Here is a 16,219-nt window from a genome sequence, read left to right as displayed (position 1 = left end):
CTGTGACTAGGGACGACGTGCAGCCGCGCTGGGTTGACGCCGGAGTCAGCTGGATCCGCGGACGGCCAGGGTCGGGGTGAGCAGCACGCCCTGCGCGGGCGGCGGGAGGTGGCCGAGCAGCGACTCGAGGGCGCGCACGATCTGGACCGCGACGTCCTCCAGCGGCTGGCGCACCGACGTCAGCCCGACGGGGAACACCTGCGCCACCTGGGAGTCGTCGAAGCCGACGACCGCGATGTCGCGACCGGGCGCGAGCTGGCGGATCCACAACGTGTGCAGCACGCCCATGGCGAGCGTGTCGGAGGCGCAGACGAACGCGGTCGGAGCCGACTCGTCGAGGAGTACGGCGGCGGCCTCTGCGCCGCTCTGGACGGTGTCCTCCACCCGGGACGCGAGACCGGTGGTCGGGTGGCCCGCCTCGTGCATCGCGGCGAGCCAGCCCGCGCGCCTGTCCTCCCCGATGGGTGAGTCCTTGCGCCAGCCGATCCACGCGATCCGGCTGTGCCCCTTCTCGATGAGGTGGTCGGTGGCCAGGCGGGTGCCGGCGGCGCCGTCGACGTCGACCCACGGGTGGGTGGCGTGCGGCTGGTCCCAGGGACGCCCGAACGCGACGAACGGCGCCCGCTGCTCGCTCAGCCACGCGGCCTGCGGGTTGCCGAGGTAGGTGTCGGTGACGACGAACGCGTCGACAGCGGTGGCGCGGAGCAGGTGGTCGTAGCCGCCGACCGGGTCGTCGTTGTCGCCGGCGAAGAGCAGGACGTGGTAGCCGGCCTCGGCCGACGTGTCGACGAGCGTGTGCAGGAAGCGGTCCATCATCGCGTTGGCCGTGCCCTCCTGGGCGGGCTGGACGCGCAGGCCGATCAGCTGCGAGCTGCGGGTGCGCAGGTTGCGGGCCGCACGGTTGGGCGAGTAGCCCATCTCGTCGATCGCCTCACGCACGCGCTCGAGGGTGTCGGGACGCAGGAGGTCGGGGTTGTTGACCGCGTTGGAGACCGTCTGGCGCGAGACACCGGCGCGCTCCGCGACGTCGGCGAGCGTCGGCGGAGACACCGGGATGAACCCGGGTCCGCGCGGCTCCGTGCTCGACATCGCTGGCTCCTTGATCGTTCCAATCCCTTGGCAGCATAATCGCTGGAACGGCGTGGGGAGGATGAGGTCATGCGCAAGCTCTCCCTCCTCCTCACTCTTGCGGTGTTCGCCGCGTGCAGCGCCGGCGAGAACCGTCCCGGCACCCCACCGACCGAGCCCGCCGCGGAGCCCACCCGGGTGCGTCCCTCCTCGAGCGCCACCTCGGTGCGGCCGACGTCCCCCGACCCGTCCCCCAGCGGGGCCGAGCTGGCGCGACTGAACGCGGCGCTGATCGACGCGGCCTGGGCCAACGACCTGCCGGCCGCGCGGCGCCTCATCGCGCGCGGCGCCGACGTCAACCACACCGACGAGACGACGCAGAGCGCCTACCTGATCGCGACCAGCGAGGGCCACCGCGACCTGCTCGACCTCACCCTGGCAGCCGGGGCGCGGGTCGACGCCAAGGACCGCTTCAACGGCACCGGGCTGATCCGCGCGGCCGATCGCGGGCACTGGGACATCGCCGGGCGACTCGTCCGGGCCGGCATCGACCTCGACCATGTCAACAATCTGGGCTGGACCGCGCTGCACGAGGCGGTGATCCTCGGCGACGGGTCCCAGCGCTACCTCGACACCGTGCGCGTGCTGCTCGCCGCGGGCGTCGACGCGACCGTCCCGGCGGTCGAGGACGGGTTCACCGCGCGCGAGCACGCGGAGCAACGTGGGTACGGCGACATCGCGAGCCTGCTCGCACGAGCCGACCGGCCGGTGCGCCGGCCTGAGGCGGCGCTGCTCGCAGCGGCCCGGGCGGGCGACGCCGACACCGCCTCGCTCGCCCTGCGGGCCGGAGCACAGGTGGACGCACGTGACGGCGATCGCCGTACGCCACTCCTGCACGCCGTGATCGGCGACGTCGGCCAGGTCGCGCGCGTGCTCGTCGCCCTGGGTGCAGACCCCGACGCGGTCGACGCGCAGTCCGACACCCCGTGGCTGGTGACCGGTGTGACCGGCTCGGTCCCGATGGGCCGGCTGCTGCTCACCGCCGATCCCGACGTGACGCTGCGCAACCGCTACGGCGGGGTGTCGATCATCCCGGCGGCCGAGCGCGGCCACGCGGCCTACGTCCGCTGGGCCGTGCGAGCGACCGACATCGACGTCGACCACGTCAACGACCTCGGCTGGACGGCGTTGCTGGAGGCGGTGCTCCTCGGCGAGGGAACCACACCGTGGCAGCGCATCGTGCGGACCCTGCTCGCGGCCGGCGCGGACCCGCAGCTCGCCGACCGCGACGGGGTGACGGCGCTGGAGCACGCGCGCCGTCGCGGCTTCGAGGAGATCGCGCGCCTGCTGGCGAGGTGAGTGTCGGTGCCGTCACCTACGGTTCACCGCATGAGCAAATCCGCGAAGGTCAGGCCTGCCTATCGCTGCACGGAGTGCGGCTGGGAGACGACCAAGTGGGTCGGTCGCTGTGGGGAGTGCCAGGCGTGGGGATCGGTCGCCGAGACAGCCGCGCCGACCATGCGCGCGACCGCGTCGCCGGTCACGACCCCTGCCGTGCCGATCGGTCAGGTGTCGGTCGAGGACTCGCAGTTCCGCACCAGCGGGGTGCCCGAGCTCGACCGGGTGCTCGGTGGCGGGCTGGTCCCCGGAGCCGCGATCCTGCTCGCCGGCGAGCCCGGCGTCGGCAAGTCGACGCTGCTGCTCGAGGTCGCCGCCCAGACCGCGCGGGTCCGCACCCGCACCCTCTACGTCACCGGTGAGGAGTCGGCTTCCCAGGTCCGGCTCCGTGCCGACCGCACCGGCGGGGTGCACGACGAGCTCTTCCTCGCCGCTGAGACCGATCTGGGCGCCGTGCTCACCCACATCGAGCAGGTGCGCCCGACACTGCTCGTCATCGACTCCGTGCAGACCATCGGCGCGAGCGGCATCGAGGGCGTCCCCGGTGGCGTCACCCAGGTGAAGGAGGTGGCGGCCGCGCTGATCCGGGTCGCCAAGACCCGCAACATCACCACCGTCCTGGTCGGCCACGTCACCAAGGACGGCTCGATCGCCGGGCCGCGCGTGCTCGAGCACCTCGTCGACGTGGTGCTGCACTTCGAGGGCGATCGCAACTCCCGCTTCCGCATGGTGCGGGCGATGAAGAACCGGTTCGGACCCATCGACGAGGTCGGGTGCTTCGATCTGTCCTCCGAGGGCATCCGCGCGGTCACCGACCCGACCGGGCTGTTCGTCGAGCACCACTCCTCGCAGGTGCCCGGCACCTGCGTGGCCGTCTCGATGGAGGGTCGCCGGCCGATGCTGGCCGAGGTGCAGGCGCTCGTGACGCCGTCGCCCCTCGAGCGCCCCCGCCGCACGACCTCGGGCATCGACGGCTCCCGGGTCGCGATGATCCTCGCGGTGCTCCAGCAGCACGCCGGGATCCGGCTGCACCAGCACGACGTGTTCGCCTCGACGGTGGGCGGCGCGCGGATCACGGAGCCCGCGGCCGACCTCGCGATCGCGATCGCCATCGCCAGCTCGATGACCGGGCTGGCGCCGCCCAAGGGCATCGTCGCGATGGGCGAGATCGGGCTCGCCGGCGAGCTGCGCAGGGTCCGCGACCTGCCGCAGCGGCTGGCCGAGGCCGCGCGCCAGGGCTTCCGGATGGCCATCGTGCCGTGCGAGCCCGGCGCTGCTGACAACTCACGTCGGCAGGTCGACGGCATGCAGGTCCTCGACGTCAGCACGGTGGCCTCCGCACTGACTGCCGTGCGTGTCACGAACGGCCATGAGCGTGGGCGTGGTCCCCTAGACTGACGGCCGCGCCGACCGGCGCGCAGTTCTGGGGAGGACTACACCGTGGCGGCAGAGCGAACCGACGACACGCTGCGTCTGCGCGCCACGCTGGCCGAGATCGCCCCGGGCACCGCGCTGCGTGATGGTCTCGAGCGGATCCTGCGCGGTCGCACCGGTGCCCTGATCGTGCTCGGCATCGACAAGACCGTCGAGTCGATCGCCACGGGCGGCTTCACCCTCGACGTCCCCTTCACCGCCACCGGCCTGCGCGAGCTGGCCAAGATGGACGGCGCGATCATCGTCGACAAGGACGTCTCGCGCATCCACCGCGCGGCCGTGCACCTCATGCCCGACCACACGATCCCCTCCGAGGAGACCGGCACCCGGCACCGCACCGCCGACCGGGTGGCGCGCCAGACCGGCTTCCCGGTGATCTCGGTGTCGCAGTCGATGCAGATCATCGCGGCCTACGTCGGCGACATCCGCCACGTGCTCGAGGACTCCGGCAAGATCCTCTCCCGCGCCAACCAGGCCCTCGCCACCCTGGAGCGCTACAAGATGCGCCTCGACGAGGTCTCCTCGACCCTCTCGGCGCTGGAGATCGAGGACCTGGTGACCGTCCGCGACGTCGCGGTCGTGGCCCAGCGCCTCGAGATGGTCACCCGGATCGCGAGCGAGATCGACGACTACGTCCTCGAGCTCGGCACCGACGGCCGTCTGCTCTCCCTGCAGCTCGAGGAGCTCATCACCGGCGTGGACGCCGAGCGCGAGCTCGTGGTCCGCGACTACCTCCCGACCGGCAAGCGCCGCAAGACCAGCCCCGAGACGATGCTGACCGACCTGGCGGCCCTGTCCCCCACCGACCTGGTCGACCCGGGCTCGGTCGCCGGCGTCCTCGGGCTCGGCACGGGCGAGCACCTCGACGGTGCCGTCGCCCCGCGCGGCTACCGCCTGCTCGCCAAGGTGCCGCGCCTCCCCGCGCAGGTCGTCGACCGGCTCGTGGAGCACTTCGGCGGCCTCCAGCAGCTCCTGTCCGCCGGCATCGACGACCTCCAGGCCGTCGAGGGTGTCGGCGAGCTCCGTGCTCGCAGCGTGCGCGAAGGGCTCTCCCGGCTCGCCGAGTCGAGCATCACCGAGCGCTACATCTGACCGGGCGCCGCAGCGGCGCTGGCCTTCGGGCCGAGCGGTGAGTGAGCCACATTCCCGCGCGCTCGAATGTGGGTGACTCACCTCCCGCGGGCGCGTCACCGGCGACTCGCCGTACGAGCGGTGGGCCAGCAACCGTTTCGATGACCGCGAAGGGTTGCTGAGGCACCGCCCGGGGTGGCGTGGCCGAGGACGAGCCTGGGTCACCAGCGAATCGCCGTACGAGCGGTGGGCCAGCAACCGTTTCGATGGCCACGGACGGTTGCTGAGGCACCGCCCGGGGGTGGTGCGGGAGTCAGCCCTCGGAGTTGCCGCTGCCCTGCTCGCCGGGCGTGTGGGCGGTGTCGGTGTCGGCCGGCTTGTTCTTCTTGCCCTTGTTCTTGCCGTTGCCCTTGGTCGTGGGTTCGGGCTTGGGGGTGATCGTCTTGGTGATCACGGCGCTCGCGGGGCGGACCAGCTCGAACTGGACGTCGGTCGGCTCACCGCCGAGGGCGGCGGCCTCCACGTGGTAGTAGCCGAGCCGGGCCCACTCGCGTTGGGCGGTGCAGCCCTCGTCCGAGCGGCGAGCGTCCTCCCAGACGACGCTGATGGGTGCGTCGACGGCCTGCCGGACGACGACCTCCTGGGGGACGATGCTGGCCGGGCACTCGCGGCTCGCCCAGATCGCGTCGTTGCCCGAGGTGATGGACACGGTCAGCGTGTCGGGTGAGACCGTCCAGGTGCAGGCCGGCGACTCGAGCGTGCGCAGGTTGAGGGTGATCGGCACGTCGACCCCGCCCTGGGCTTCCGTCACGACGGGGGTGGCCACGATGTCGCTGTTCTCGCACGGGCCGGTGGGCTCGGCGAGCGGCGGTTCGGTGGGGGTCTGCTTCTTCTTCTTGCGCTTGCGCTTCACCGGCTCGGTCGTCGGCGTCTCGGTCGGCTCACTCGTCGTCACGCCGACCGTCGTCGCCTTGGCACCGTCGTCAGAGCCGTCGCTGGACCCACCCAGGATCCGCGCGAACCCGATCACGAGCACCAGCGCGAGGCCGAGCAGGAGCAGCCGCCGCGTCCAGTAGACGCGCGCGGGCAACGGACCACGGGGTTGCAGGGGCGGGGAAGCCATGGCGACACGGTAGACAGCGAGCGCGCCTCGACGCGGCTGCCACTCCGCGAGGACCCCCACCAGGCTTAGGATCTGCGGTGATGAGCGACCTCCACGACCCCGTGCTCGGGTGGTACGACGAGCACGCACGCGAGCTCCCGTGGCGCTCCCCGTCGGCGTCGGCGTGGTCGGTGATGGTCTCGGAGTTCATGCTCCAGCAGACCCCGGTCGCCCGGGTCCTCCCGGTGCACGCCGCCTGGTTGGACCGCTGGCCCACCCCCGCGGCGCTCGCCGCCGAGTCCACCGGCGAGGCGGTACGGATGTGGGGCCGGCTCGGCTACCCCCGACGAGCGCTGCGGCTGCACGCGGCCGCCACGGCGATCGTCGCCGATCACGGCGGCGAGGTGCCCGCGGCGTACGGCGACCTGCTGGCCCTGCCCGGGATCGGTGACTACACAGCGGCGGCGATCGCGAGCTTCGCCTTCGGCCAGCGGCACGTCGTGCTCGACACCAACGTGCGGCGGGTGTTCGCGCGGGCGGTCAGCGGCACGGAGTTCCCACCGGCGTCGGTGACCCGCGCGGAGCGCGACCTCGCCACCGACCTGCTGCCGACCGACGCCGCGACGGCCGCCACCTGGGCCGTCGCGGTGATGGAGCTCGGCGCGCTCGTCTGCACCGCCCGCGACCCGCGCTGCGACACCTGTCCGATCGCGGACCGGTGCGCCTGGCAGGCCGCCGGGCGCCCCGCCCACGCCGGCCCGCCGCGTCGCGGCCAGGCCTGGGACGGCACCGACCGGCAGTGCCGGGGTCGGATCATGGCGCTGCTGCGCGACGCAGAGGGGTCGGTCCCCACGTCCCGCATCCACGCCGTGTGGCCGGACGACACCCAGCGCGAACGCTGCCTGGCCGGCCTCGTCGCCGACCGGCTGGTCGAGGCCGTCGGCCCGTCGGCGTACGCCCTGCCGTCCTGACCGTATCCCGCGGTAGTTCAGTGAGAGATTGCGGTGATTCGGCGCGGACAGTGCAATCTCTCACTGAACTACGCGGGGCACCGCGCACGCCGCTGACCCGAAATGCGCCGGAGCCCCCGGCCAGGTCGGCCAAGGGCTCCGGGTGGTGCGGGATGACTCAGTCGGAGGACTTCTCCACGTCGACCGGGCCGGCGGAGTCGTCGGGACCCTCGAGCGGGGACTCGGGGTCGCCCACGACGTCGGCGGTCTCGAAGGGCGGCATGTCCGGCATCGCCGAGACCTTCTGACCCTTGAACGTGAAGGTGGCACTCGGGCCTTCGCCCTCGATGTCCACGAGCACGATCTGGCCGGGGCCGATCTCGCCGAAGAGCATCTTCTCCGCCATCACGTCCTCGATCTCGCGCTGGATGGTCCGACGCAGCGGACGCGCACCCAGCACCGGGTCGAAGCCCCGCTCGGCCAGGAGGTTCTTGGCCGGCTGGGTCAGCTCGAGCTGCATGTCGCGGTCCTTGAGCCGGAGCTCGACGCCCGCGATCATGTTGTCGACCATCGAGACGATCTGGTCCTGCGACAGCGGCGGGAACACGATGATCTCGTCGACGCGGTTGAGGAACTCGGGCTTGAAGTGCTGCTTGAGCTCCTCGGCGACCTTGGTCTTCATCCGGTCGTAGGTGCTGCCGTCGCCGGACTGCTGGAAGCCGAGGTTCTGGCCCTTGGAGATGTCGCGCGTGCCGAGGTTGGTGGTCATGATGATGACGGTGTTCTTGAAGTCGACCACCCGGCCCTGCGAGTCGGTCAGGCGACCTTCCTCGAGGATCTGCAACAGGCTGTTGAAGATGTCGGGGTGGGCCTTCTCGACCTCGTCGAAGAGCACGACGGAGAAGGGCTTGCGGCGCACCTTCTCGGTGAGCTGGCCGCCCTCTTCGTAGCCGACGTAGCCGGGAGGCGAGCCGAAGAGCCGCGAGACCGTGTGCTTCTCGCTGAACTCGCTCATGTCGAGCTGGATCAGCGAGTCCTCGTCACCGAACAGGAAGTCGGCGAGCGTCTTGGACAGCCACGTCTTTCCGACACCGGACGGGCCGGCGAAGATGAACGAGCCGCCGGGACGCTTCGGGTCCTTGAGGCCGGCACGCGTACGGCGGATGGCGCGCGAGAGAGCCTTGACGGCCTCCTCCTGGCCGATGACGCGCTTGTGCAGCTCTTCTTCCATGTTGAGCAGCCGCGAGGACTCCTCCTCGGAGAGCTTGACGATCGGGATGCCGGTCGCGACGGCGAGCACCTCGGCGATCAGCTCCTCGTCGACCTCGGCGACCTCGTCCATGTCGCCGGAGCGCCACTGGGTCTCGCGCTCGGCCTTGCGGGCGATGAGCTGCTTCTCCTCGTCGCGCAGGCGGGCGGCGGCCTCGAAGTCCTGGCCGTCGATCGCGGCCTCCTTGCGCTTGCGCACGTCGGCAATCTTGTCGTCGTACTCGCGCAGGTCGGCAGGCGCGGTCATCCGACGGATGCGCAGGCGCGAGCCGGCCTCGTCGATGAGGTCGATCGCCTTGTCCGGCAGGAACCGGTCGGAGATGTAGCGGTCGGCGAGGGTGGCAGCGGAGACCAGCGCCTCGTCGGTGATGGTCACGCGGTGGTGCGCTTCGTAGCGGTCACGCAGGCCCTTGAGCATCTCGATCGTGTGGGCGATCGACGGCTCGGCGACCTGGATCGGCTGGAAGCGGCGCTCGAGCGCGGCGTCCTTCTCGAGGTACTTGCGGTATTCGTCGAGGGTCGTCGCACCGATCGTCTGCAGCTCGCCTCGCGCCAGCATCGGCTTGAGGATCGAGGCCGCGTCGATCGCGCCCTCGGCCGCGCCGGCACCGACGAGGGTGTGGATCTCGTCGATGAACAGCACGATGTCGCCGCGGGTGCGGATCTCCTTGAGGACCTTCTTCAGGCGCTCCTCGAAGTCACCGCGGTAGCGCGAGCCGGCGACGAGCGCGCCGAGGTCGAGGGTGTAGATGTGCTTGTCCTTGAGCGTCTCGGGCACGTTGCCCTTGACGATGTCCTGGGCCAGGCCCTCGACGATGGTCGTCTTGCCGACGCCGGGCTCGCCGATCAGCACCGGGTTGTTCTTGGTGCGTCGCGAGAGGATCTGCATGACCCGCTCGATCTCCTGCTCGCGCCCGATCACCGGGTCGAGCTTGCCCTCACGGGCGGCCTGGGTCAGGTTGCGGCCGAACTGGTCGAGCACCAGCGAGCTCGACGGTGCCTCGGCGCCGGAGCCGGTCTGGGAAGCGCCGGACGCAGCCGACTCCTTGCCCTGGAAGCCGGAGAGCAGCTGGATGACCTGCTGGCGCACCCGGTTGAGGTCGGCGCCCAGCTTCTGCAGCACCTGGGCGGCGACGCCCTCGCCCTCGCGGATCAGCCCGAGGAGGATGTGCTCGGTGCCGATGTAGGAGTGACCGAGCTGCAGCGCCTCGCGCAGCGACAGCTCGAGCACCTTCTTGGCGCGCGGCGTGAACGGGATGTGGCCCGACGGGGCCTGCTGGCCCTGGCCGATGATCTCCTCGACCTGGGCGCGCACGGCCTCCAGGGAGATGTCGAGGGACTCGAGGGCCTTGGCTGCGACGCCCTCGCCCTCGTGGATGAGACCGAGCAGGATGTGCTCGGTCCCGATGTAGTTGTGGGAGAGCATGCGGGCCTCTTCCTGGGCCAGCACGACAACTCGCCGGGCTCGGTCGGTGAACCGCTCGAACATGTGCGCTCCTCAATGTCTGTGGTCCGCGAAATCGCTGCGGACAGTGGGCTCAACGCCCGACTCCACCCTACGTGTTCCCGCCGGCGGATCGGAGCCGTCCGCTGACAGCGAACAGAGCGGTCAGTCGGCGTACGTCGCGGTCGCGACCGTCGCCGTACGAGGATCGAGGAACCACACGCTCCCGCCATCGCTGGTCGGGGCCGTGTGCTCGATCCTCACACCGGAACTGCACGACCACCGGCGACAACGAGACCGCCGTCAGGCGTGCGCGGTGAGCGTGTGGTCAACACGTGGGTTCCGCGTGAAATGTTGCTCGCCGCGCCCCCGGAGGGGGACGCGGCGAGCGAACAGGGTGGATCAGTGTGCGGCGTCGTAGGCCTGCTGGATGTCGGCGGAGATGCGACCGCGCTCCGAGACCTCCATGCCCTGGCCACGGGCCCACTCGCGGACGTCCTTGGTGTTGGACGACGAACCGGCAGCCTTGCGGCCGCGACGAGCGCTACCGCTCACCTTGCGGGCGTGGCCGACATAACCGCTCAGCGCCTCGCGCAGGGCGGCGGCGTTGCTGTCCGTGAGGTCGATCTCGTAGGTCGTGCCGTCGAGACCGAACGTCACGGTCTCGTCGGCCTCGGTGCCGTCGAGGTCATCGACAAGAATGATGTTGACCTTTTGCGCCACGATTCCTCATTTCAATACAGGGGCAGGAGAAAGCGGGATCCACCCTACTCATACCTGAATTGTCGAGGCAATACGCGCCGAATTGGATATCAGGAATTGCGCTCGAAGACCAGTCGGAGCCCCTGCAGGGTCAGCCAGGGTGAATGCGCGGTGAAACACGAGCATTCCTCGCGCACGAGCGGGGCGAGATGACCGGTCGAAATGACATTGACGTCCGGCACGTCGACCCCGAGCTCGGCGATCATCCGCGCCACCATGCCGTCGACCTGCGCCGCGACGCCGAACAGCATCCCGCTCTGCAGCGCCTCGACGGTGTTCTTCGCGATCACCGAACGAGGTCGCTGGAGCTCGACCTTGCGCAGCTGGGCGCCTCGTCGGCCCAGGGCCTCGAGGGAGATCTCGATTCCGGGCGCAATCGCACCACCGACATATTGTCCGGACTCACTCACGACGTCGAAAGTCGTCGCCGTACCACCGAAATCGACCACGATCGCGGGGCCGCCGAATTCACTTGCTGCGGCCAGTGCATTGATGATGCGATCAGCGCCGACTTCACGCGGGTTGTCCATCAACACCGGCACACCGGTGCGCACACCGGGCTCCACGACGACACTGCGGATGCCCTCGAAATGGCGAGCGAGCATGTCGCGCCATTCGTGCAGGACCGCGGGCACCGTCGCGCACACGGCGATCGCGTCGATGCTGCGGCCCGTGTCGGCCAGCAGCCCGCGCACGAGCACGGCCCACTCGTCGGACGTTCGTCGCTCGTCGGTCGAGACCCGCCAGTGCGCGACGACGTCCGCGCCGTCGAGGAGTCCCAGGACGGTGTCGGCGTTGCCGATGTCGGCGGCGAGCAGCGTCATGCGTCCACGAGGTCCATGCCGATGTCGAAGACCTTCACCGAGTGGGTCAGTGCTCCGACGGAAATGAAGTCGACGCCGGTCTCACCGACCTCGCGGGCCCGCTCGATCGTCAGACCCCCGGAGGCCTCCAGGACCGCACGCCCGGCGGTGATCTCGACCGCCTCGGCCATCATCGCGGTCGACATGTTGTCGAGCAGGATGCGCTCGCAGCCGGCAGCGAGGAGCTCGCGCAGCTGGTCGAGGTCGGTCACCTCGACCTCGATCGGGAGGCCCGGGTAGGCAGCCCGGACGGCCTCGAGGGCGGGCACGACTCCCCCGGCGGCGATGACGTGGTTGTCCTTGACCATCGCCATGTCGGCGAGGGAGAAGCGGTGGTTGACGCCGCCGCCGCAGCGGACGGCGTACTTCTGCAGCGCGCGCCACCCGGGCAGGGTCTTGCGGGTGTCGAGGACCTTGGCGGTGGTGCCCTCCAGCGCGTCGACCCAGTGGGCGGTGGCGGTCGCGACACCGGAGAGGTGGCAGGCGAAGTTGAGGGCGGTGCGCTCTGCCGTGAGCAGCCCCCGCGTCGGGCCGGCCACCCGCATGACGACGTCGCCCTCGGCGACGCGCGTGCCGTCGGCGACCCGGCCGTCGATCTGGACGTCGTCGCCCATGACGTGGTGGAAGACCATCGCGGCGATCGCCAGCCCGGCCACGACGCCGGGCTCGCGGGCCTCCCAGTCGGCGCTGCCGCGGGCGTCGTCGGAGATGGTGGCCGCGCTGGTGGTGTCGTCCGAGCCGTCCGGCAGGTCCTCCGCGAGCGCGCGGACGATGTCGGCGTAGATCGCCTCCGGGTCGAGTCCCGCCTCGGCGATCTCGGCGATGAGCTCGGCCGGCAGGGCGGCGTACGACGTTGAACTCATGCGACTGCTCCAGTGGAAGGGTCGGTCGAGCGGGCCGGCAGGAACTCCTGCTCCAGCTGCCCGTCGACGAGGCGGGTGTCGATGTGACCGGCCTGGGCCACGTCGTCGCGGTCGGGGAAGTCCTCACGCCAGTGGGAGCCGCGGGTCTCCTCGCGCCGGAGCGCGGCCTGGGCCAGGGCGCTGCTGATGGCGTGGAGGTTGGTGGTCTCCCAGCCGTCGACGCCGGGGACGGCCTGGCTGCCGGCATCGCGGCCGTCTAGCCAGTCGATCGCCTCGGTGATCCCGTCGGCGGTGCGCAGGACGCCGACACGGGTCGTCATCATGGCCTGGAGGTCGGGACGCAGCGTCCAGTCGACCAGGCCGTCGGCACGCTTGTCCTCGGCCGGGGTCGACCACTCGCGCAGCTCGCCGGGCAGCACCTGGGCGATGCGGCGCGAGAACACGAGGCCTTCCAAGAGCGAGTTGGAGGCAAGCCGGTTGGCACCGTGTACGCCGCTGCACGCGACCTCGCCGGTGGCGTAGAGCCCGGGCACGCTGGAGCGCCCGTCGAGGTCGGTGGCCACCCCGCCGGACGCGTAGTGCTGGGCGGGAGCCACGGGGATCAGCTCGGTGATCGGGTCGACGCCGTGCTCGCGGCAGACCGCGAGGATCGTCGGGAAGCGCTTCTCCCAGAACTCGCGACCGAGGTGGCGCGCATCGAGCCACATGTGGGGCTTGTCGGTCTCCAGCATCCGGCGGGTGATCGCCTTGGCGACGACGTCACGAGGCGCCAGGTCGGCGAGCTCGTGCCGGCCCTGCATGAAGCGATCGCCCTCGAAGTCGACGAGGAAGGCACCCTCACCACGCACCGCCTCGGAGATCAGCGGCTGCTGGCCCTGGGAGTCGGGCCCGAGATACATCACCGTCGGGTGGAACTGCACGAACTCGAGGTCGCGCAGGGTCGCGCCCGCACGCAGCGCGATGGCCATGCCGTCGCCGGTGGAGACGCTCGGGTTGGTGGACTGCGAGAACACCTGGCCCAGCCCGCCGCTTGCCAGCACGATCGCGCGGCAGTGAGCCGCGCCGACACCGTCACGCTGGCCCTCGCCGAGGACGTGCAGGGTCACCCCGGCCACACCACCGTCATCGGCGAGCAGGAGGTCGACGGCCAGCGCGTGCTGGATGACCTCGATCTCGGGGGCCCGCTCGATCGCGGCGATGAGGGCGCGCTGGATCTCGGCGCCCGTCGCGTCGCCACCGGCGTGCGCGATCCGGTCGCGGTGGTGACCGCCCTCCCGGGTCAGCGACAGCTCTCCGTCGTGGTGGTCGAACTCGGTGCCGAGCGCGATCAGCTCGTGCACGGCGTCGGGCCCCTCGGTCACGAGGGCGCGGACGGCCTCGACGTCACACGCCCCGGCGCCGGCGACGAGGGTGTCGTGGAGGTGCTCCTCGGGGGTGTCGCCCGGGCCGAGCGCCGCGGCGATCCCGCCCTGCGCCCACTGGGTGGAGCCGGCGTTGAGGACGTCCTTGGTGACCACCAGCAGCTTGAGGCTGCGGTCGGCCGCGTGGATCCGCAGCGCGGCCGTCAGCCCGGCGATGCCGGAACCGATCACCACGACGTCTGCGCGGGTGGTCCACCCGGGCTCGGGAGCCGTCAGTCGTTGCGGGACCCCGGCCGAGGATGCAGTCATCCGCGCAGGCTAGCGGGCGAGGAAGTCGCCGCGAGTCAGCGACGGGTCGCCGAACGTCTCGGCGGGGTCGAAGCCGGTCGCCATCACCTTGTTGTCGGCGTCGACGAAGACGACGGCGGGCTTGTAGTCCTTCGCCTCCGCGGTCTCCATCTGGCCGTAGGCGATCAGGATGACCGTGTCACCGGGGTGCACGAGGCGGGCGGCGGCACCGTTGATGCCGATGACGCCCGAGCCGCGCTCGCCGGCGATCGTGTAGGTCTCGAGCCGAGCGCCGTTGGTGACGTCGACGATGTGGACGAGCTCGCCGGAGAGCAGGTCGGCGGCGTCGAGGAGGTCCTCGTCCACGGTCACCGAACCGACGTAGTGGAGGTCCGCCTGGGTCACGGTGGCCCGGTGGATCTTGGACTTCATCATCGTGCGCAGCATCAGCTGCTCCTTTCATCAGTGGTCGAGCCCGCGACTGCGGTGCCCGCCGGTGTCGTGACGTGGATGCTCATGTTGTCGATCAGGCGCGTGCTGCCGACCTTCGCGGCGACCAGGATGCGCCCCTCGCCGTTGTCCGGCGCCTCGCCGAGGTCGACGCCGGTGAGCGCGAGGTAGTCGAGCTCCACCAAGGGCTCGGACTTGAGGACGCTCATCGCCGCCCACCGCGCCGGCGCGACGCCGTACGCCGCCCGCTCCTGCGCCGCGCGCAGGGCACGGTTGAGGACGGTCGCCGCGGCGCGCTGCGCGGGGTCGAGGTAGCGGTTGCGGCTGGACATCGCGAGGCCGTCGGCCTCGCGCATCGTCTCCGCACCGACGATCTCGACGGGCAGGCAGAGGTCGCGCACCATCGCCCGGATGAGGGCGAGCTGCTGGTAGTCCTTCTGGCCGAAGATCGCGACGTCGGGCTGGACGAGACCCAAGAGCTTGGCGACGACCGTGAGGACACCGTCGAAGTGGCCGGGCCGGGACTCCCCGTCGAGGATCGTGGCGAGCGTGCCGGGGTGGACCGTGACGCCGTCACGGACGCTGTCGTGGTTGAAACCGCCGGGATACATCTCCTCGACGGCCGGGGCGAACACCACGGCGACATCGTTGGCCGCGCAGAGCCCGAGGTCCTCGGGCAGGGTGCGCGGGTAGCGGTCGAGGTCCTCGGTCGGCGCGAACTGCATCGGGTTGACGAAGATGCTCACCACGACGACGTCGGCGTGCCCGGCCGCCTCGCGCATCAGGCTCGCGTGACCCTCGTGCAGCGCGCCCATCGTGGGCACGAAGCCGATGCGCTGGCCCGACTTGCGCGCGTCGGCGAGCAGGTCGGTGAGCTCCTCGCGGGTGTTCGCGAGGGTGGGGGTCGTGGTCATCGGCGCGCGGGCACCTTCAGCTCGGCCGCGGCGAGGACCTGGCGCAGCTTGGCCGCGCGGATCGGCAGCAGGCGACCGTCGGTGACGACGCGGTCGAGGGTGGCGCGGGCGAGCGAGAGGTAGGAGGGGACGGTCTCGGGCGCGTTGGCGGTGATCTCGACGAGGTGTGCGCGGACCGTCTCGACGTCGCCGCGGACGATCGGGCCCGTGAGCGCGGCATCGCCGTGCGCGAGCGCGTTGTCGAGCGCGGCGTTGAGGAGCGGGCGCAGCGTGTCGGCAGGGCTGTCCCCACCGGCCGCGGCGAGCATCTCCATCGCTTGGGTCACGAGCGTGACGAGGTGGTTGGCGCCGTGGGCGAGCCCTGCGTGGTAGAGCGTGCGCTTGTCCTCGGCGACCCACATCGGGCGCCCGCCGAGGTCGGCGACGAGCTGCTCGGTGACGGCCCGCTCGCCCTCGCCGGCGGTGACGCCGAAGACCGCGTCGCGCAGTCGGGGCAGGTCGACCTCGGTGCCGGTGAACGTCATCGCCGGGTGCAGCGCGATGGTGCGCGCGCCGACAGCGGCGGCGTCGGCCAGCACGGCGAGCCCGTGGGCACCGCTGGTGTGGACGACGAGCTGGCCGTCGCGGATCGCGCCGCTCGCACTCAGCATCGCGACGACGTTGGGCAGCATGTCGTCGGGGACGGTGAGGAGCAGCAGGTCGGCGGCACGAGCGGCGTCGCTCGGCTTCATGACCGGGGTGCCGGGGAGGAGGGACTCGATGCGGCCACGCGATGCGTCGGACTCACCGGCGGCGGCCACGATCTCGTGGCCCGCGGTGCGGAGCGCGGCGGCGAGGACGGCGCCGACGCGGCCTGCGCCCACGACACCCACACGGAACTGAGTCATTGCACGAACCCTTTCGTTCCAGTCCCGCCGACCACCCCTGGTGGGGCCGGTGTGGGTACCAGACTTGGTGCTCGATCTGTTGAACAAGGAGCGTA

General features: G+C 71.2%; 14 protein-coding genes. 4 read left to right on the top strand and 10 right to left on the bottom strand.

Annotation, left to right across the window (positions count from 1 at the left end; translation table 11 throughout):
• Positions 1-45: 45 nt before the first annotated feature.
• Positions 46-1,089, bottom strand: a complete 1,044-nt coding sequence (locus tag C9J87_RS00715) for a LacI family DNA-binding transcriptional regulator (protein ID WP_010831444.1) — start codon at positions 1,087-1,089, stop codon at positions 46-48.
• A gap of 69 nt (positions 1,090-1,158) precedes the next feature.
• Here C9J87_RS00715 and C9J87_RS00710 point away from each other — a divergent pair, with 69 nt between their 5' ends.
• The 3 genes from C9J87_RS00710 to disA are packed head-to-tail and all read left to right on the top strand — an operon-like array spanning position 1,159 to position 4,992.
• Entirely contained in the window at positions 1,159-2,427 is a 1,269-nt protein-coding gene (locus C9J87_RS00710; RefSeq protein WP_107704485.1) for an ankyrin repeat domain-containing protein, read from the top strand.
• A gap of 30 nt (positions 2,428-2,457) precedes the next feature.
• On the top strand, positions 2,458-3,864 hold the full coding sequence (gene radA / locus C9J87_RS00705) for a DNA repair protein RadA (RefSeq protein ID WP_036489999.1): 1,407 nt from the start codon (positions 2,458-2,460) through the stop codon (positions 3,862-3,864).
• 42 nt (positions 3,865-3,906) lie between these two features.
• On the top strand, positions 3,907-4,992 hold the full coding sequence (disA, locus tag C9J87_RS00700; RefSeq protein ID WP_010831441.1) for a DNA integrity scanning diadenylate cyclase DisA: 1,086 nt from the start codon (positions 3,907-3,909) through the stop codon (positions 4,990-4,992).
• A gap of 292 nt (positions 4,993-5,284) precedes the next feature.
• Here disA and C9J87_RS00695 read toward each other — a convergent pair whose 3' ends face one another.
• Positions 5,285-6,094 (bottom strand): hypothetical protein, encoded by an 810-nt coding sequence (locus tag C9J87_RS00695; protein ID WP_157953075.1) that lies wholly within the window; start codon positions 6,092-6,094, stop codon positions 5,285-5,287.
• Between the two features lie 80 nt (positions 6,095-6,174).
• Here C9J87_RS00695 and C9J87_RS00690 point away from each other — a divergent pair, with 80 nt between their 5' ends.
• Positions 6,175-7,044 carry an HhH-GPD family protein gene (locus tag C9J87_RS00690; RefSeq protein ID WP_107704483.1) on the top strand — a complete coding sequence of 290 codons (870 nt, stop codon included), beginning with the start codon at positions 6,175-6,177 and terminating at the stop codon, positions 7,042-7,044.
• A gap of 157 nt (positions 7,045-7,201) precedes the next feature.
• On the opposite strand, the gene C9J87_RS00685 is transcribed toward C9J87_RS00690, so the two are convergent.
• The 8 genes from C9J87_RS00685 to C9J87_RS00650 form a co-directional block, all read right to left on the bottom strand.
• Positions 7,202-9,781 (bottom strand): ATP-dependent Clp protease ATP-binding subunit, encoded by a 2,580-nt coding sequence (locus tag C9J87_RS00685; protein WP_010831438.1) that lies wholly within the window; start codon positions 9,779-9,781, stop codon positions 7,202-7,204.
• Positions 9,782-10,138: 357 nt separating this feature from the next.
• Entirely contained in the window at positions 10,139-10,459 is a 321-nt protein-coding gene (locus C9J87_RS00680) for a histone-like nucleoid-structuring protein Lsr2 (RefSeq protein ID WP_107704482.1), read from the bottom strand.
• 89 nt (positions 10,460-10,548) lie between these two features.
• Complete coding sequence (locus C9J87_RS00675) at positions 10,549-11,322, bottom strand: type III pantothenate kinase (RefSeq protein WP_107704481.1); 774 nt, start codon at positions 11,320-11,322, stop codon at positions 10,549-10,551.
• The gene (gene nadC, locus C9J87_RS00670) at positions 11,319-12,224 is read right to left on the bottom strand and encodes a carboxylating nicotinate-nucleotide diphosphorylase (RefSeq protein ID WP_107704480.1); all 906 of its coding nucleotides are present in this window, start codon (positions 12,222-12,224) and stop codon (positions 11,319-11,321) included. The genes C9J87_RS00675 and nadC overlap by 4 nt, the downstream gene beginning before the upstream one ends.
• Entirely contained in the window at positions 12,221-13,894 is a 1,674-nt protein-coding gene (locus tag C9J87_RS00665) for an L-aspartate oxidase (RefSeq protein ID WP_107704479.1), read from the bottom strand. Before C9J87_RS00665 ends, nadC begins: the two co-directional genes overlap by 4 nt.
• Before the next feature lie 9 nt (positions 13,895-13,903).
• Entirely contained in the window at positions 13,904-14,320 is a 417-nt protein-coding gene (gene panD, locus C9J87_RS00660; protein WP_107704478.1) for an aspartate 1-decarboxylase, read from the bottom strand.
• Complete coding sequence (gene panC, locus C9J87_RS00655) at positions 14,320-15,237, bottom strand: pantoate--beta-alanine ligase (RefSeq protein ID WP_107704477.1); 918 nt, start codon at positions 15,235-15,237, stop codon at positions 14,320-14,322. The genes panD and panC overlap by 1 nt, the downstream gene beginning before the upstream one ends.
• A complete protein-coding gene (locus tag C9J87_RS00650; RefSeq protein ID WP_107704476.1) occupies positions 15,234-16,124 on the bottom strand; it encodes a Rossmann-like and DUF2520 domain-containing protein in 891 nt (296 codons plus the stop codon). Before C9J87_RS00650 ends, panC begins: the two co-directional genes overlap by 4 nt.
• Between the last annotated feature and the right edge of the window lie 95 nt (positions 16,125-16,219).

Origin of the sequence: Nocardioides allogilvus (genome assembly GCF_003047285.1) — a bacterium.
In the GTDB taxonomy this organism is placed as follows: domain Bacteria; phylum Actinomycetota; class Actinomycetes; order Propionibacteriales; family Nocardioidaceae; genus Nocardioides; species Nocardioides allogilvus.
This window is presented reverse-complemented; position numbering and strand designations above follow the sequence as displayed.

Bases quoted from the DNA above. Each gene is read 5' to 3' on its own strand.
- C9J87_RS00715 (WP_010831444.1), bottom strand. From the start codon at position 1,089: ATGTCGAGCACGGAGCCGCGCGGACCCGGGTTCATCCCGGTGTCTCCG.
- C9J87_RS00710 (WP_107704485.1), top strand. From the start codon at position 1,159: ATGCGCAAGCTCTCCCTCCTCCTCACTCTTGCGGTGTTCGCCGCGTGC.
- radA (WP_036489999.1), top strand. From the start codon at position 2,458: ATGAGCAAATCCGCGAAGGTCAGGCCTGCCTATCGCTGCACGGAGTGC.
- C9J87_RS00695 (WP_157953075.1), bottom strand. From the start codon at position 6,094: ATGGCTTCCCCGCCCCTGCAACCCCGTGGTCCGTTGCCCGCGCGCGTC.
- C9J87_RS00690 (WP_107704483.1), top strand. From the start codon at position 6,175: ATGAGCGACCTCCACGACCCCGTGCTCGGGTGGTACGACGAGCACGCA.
- C9J87_RS00685 (WP_010831438.1), bottom strand. From the start codon at position 9,781: ATGTTCGAGCGGTTCACCGACCGAGCCCGGCGAGTTGTCGTGCTGGCC.
- C9J87_RS00675 (WP_107704481.1), bottom strand. From the start codon at position 11,322: ATGACGCTGCTCGCCGCCGACATCGGCAACGCCGACACCGTCCTGGGA.
- nadC (WP_107704480.1), bottom strand. From the start codon at position 12,224: ATGAGTTCAACGTCGTACGCCGCCCTGCCGGCCGAGCTCATCGCCGAG.
- C9J87_RS00665 (WP_107704479.1), bottom strand. From the start codon at position 13,894: ATGACTGCATCCTCGGCCGGGGTCCCGCAACGACTGACGGCTCCCGAG.
- panD (WP_107704478.1), bottom strand. From the start codon at position 14,320: ATGCTGCGCACGATGATGAAGTCCAAGATCCACCGGGCCACCGTGACC.
- panC (WP_107704477.1), bottom strand. From the start codon at position 15,237: ATGACCACGACCCCCACCCTCGCGAACACCCGCGAGGAGCTCACCGAC.
- C9J87_RS00650 (WP_107704476.1), bottom strand. From the start codon at position 16,124: ATGACTCAGTTCCGTGTGGGTGTCGTGGGCGCAGGCCGCGTCGGCGCC.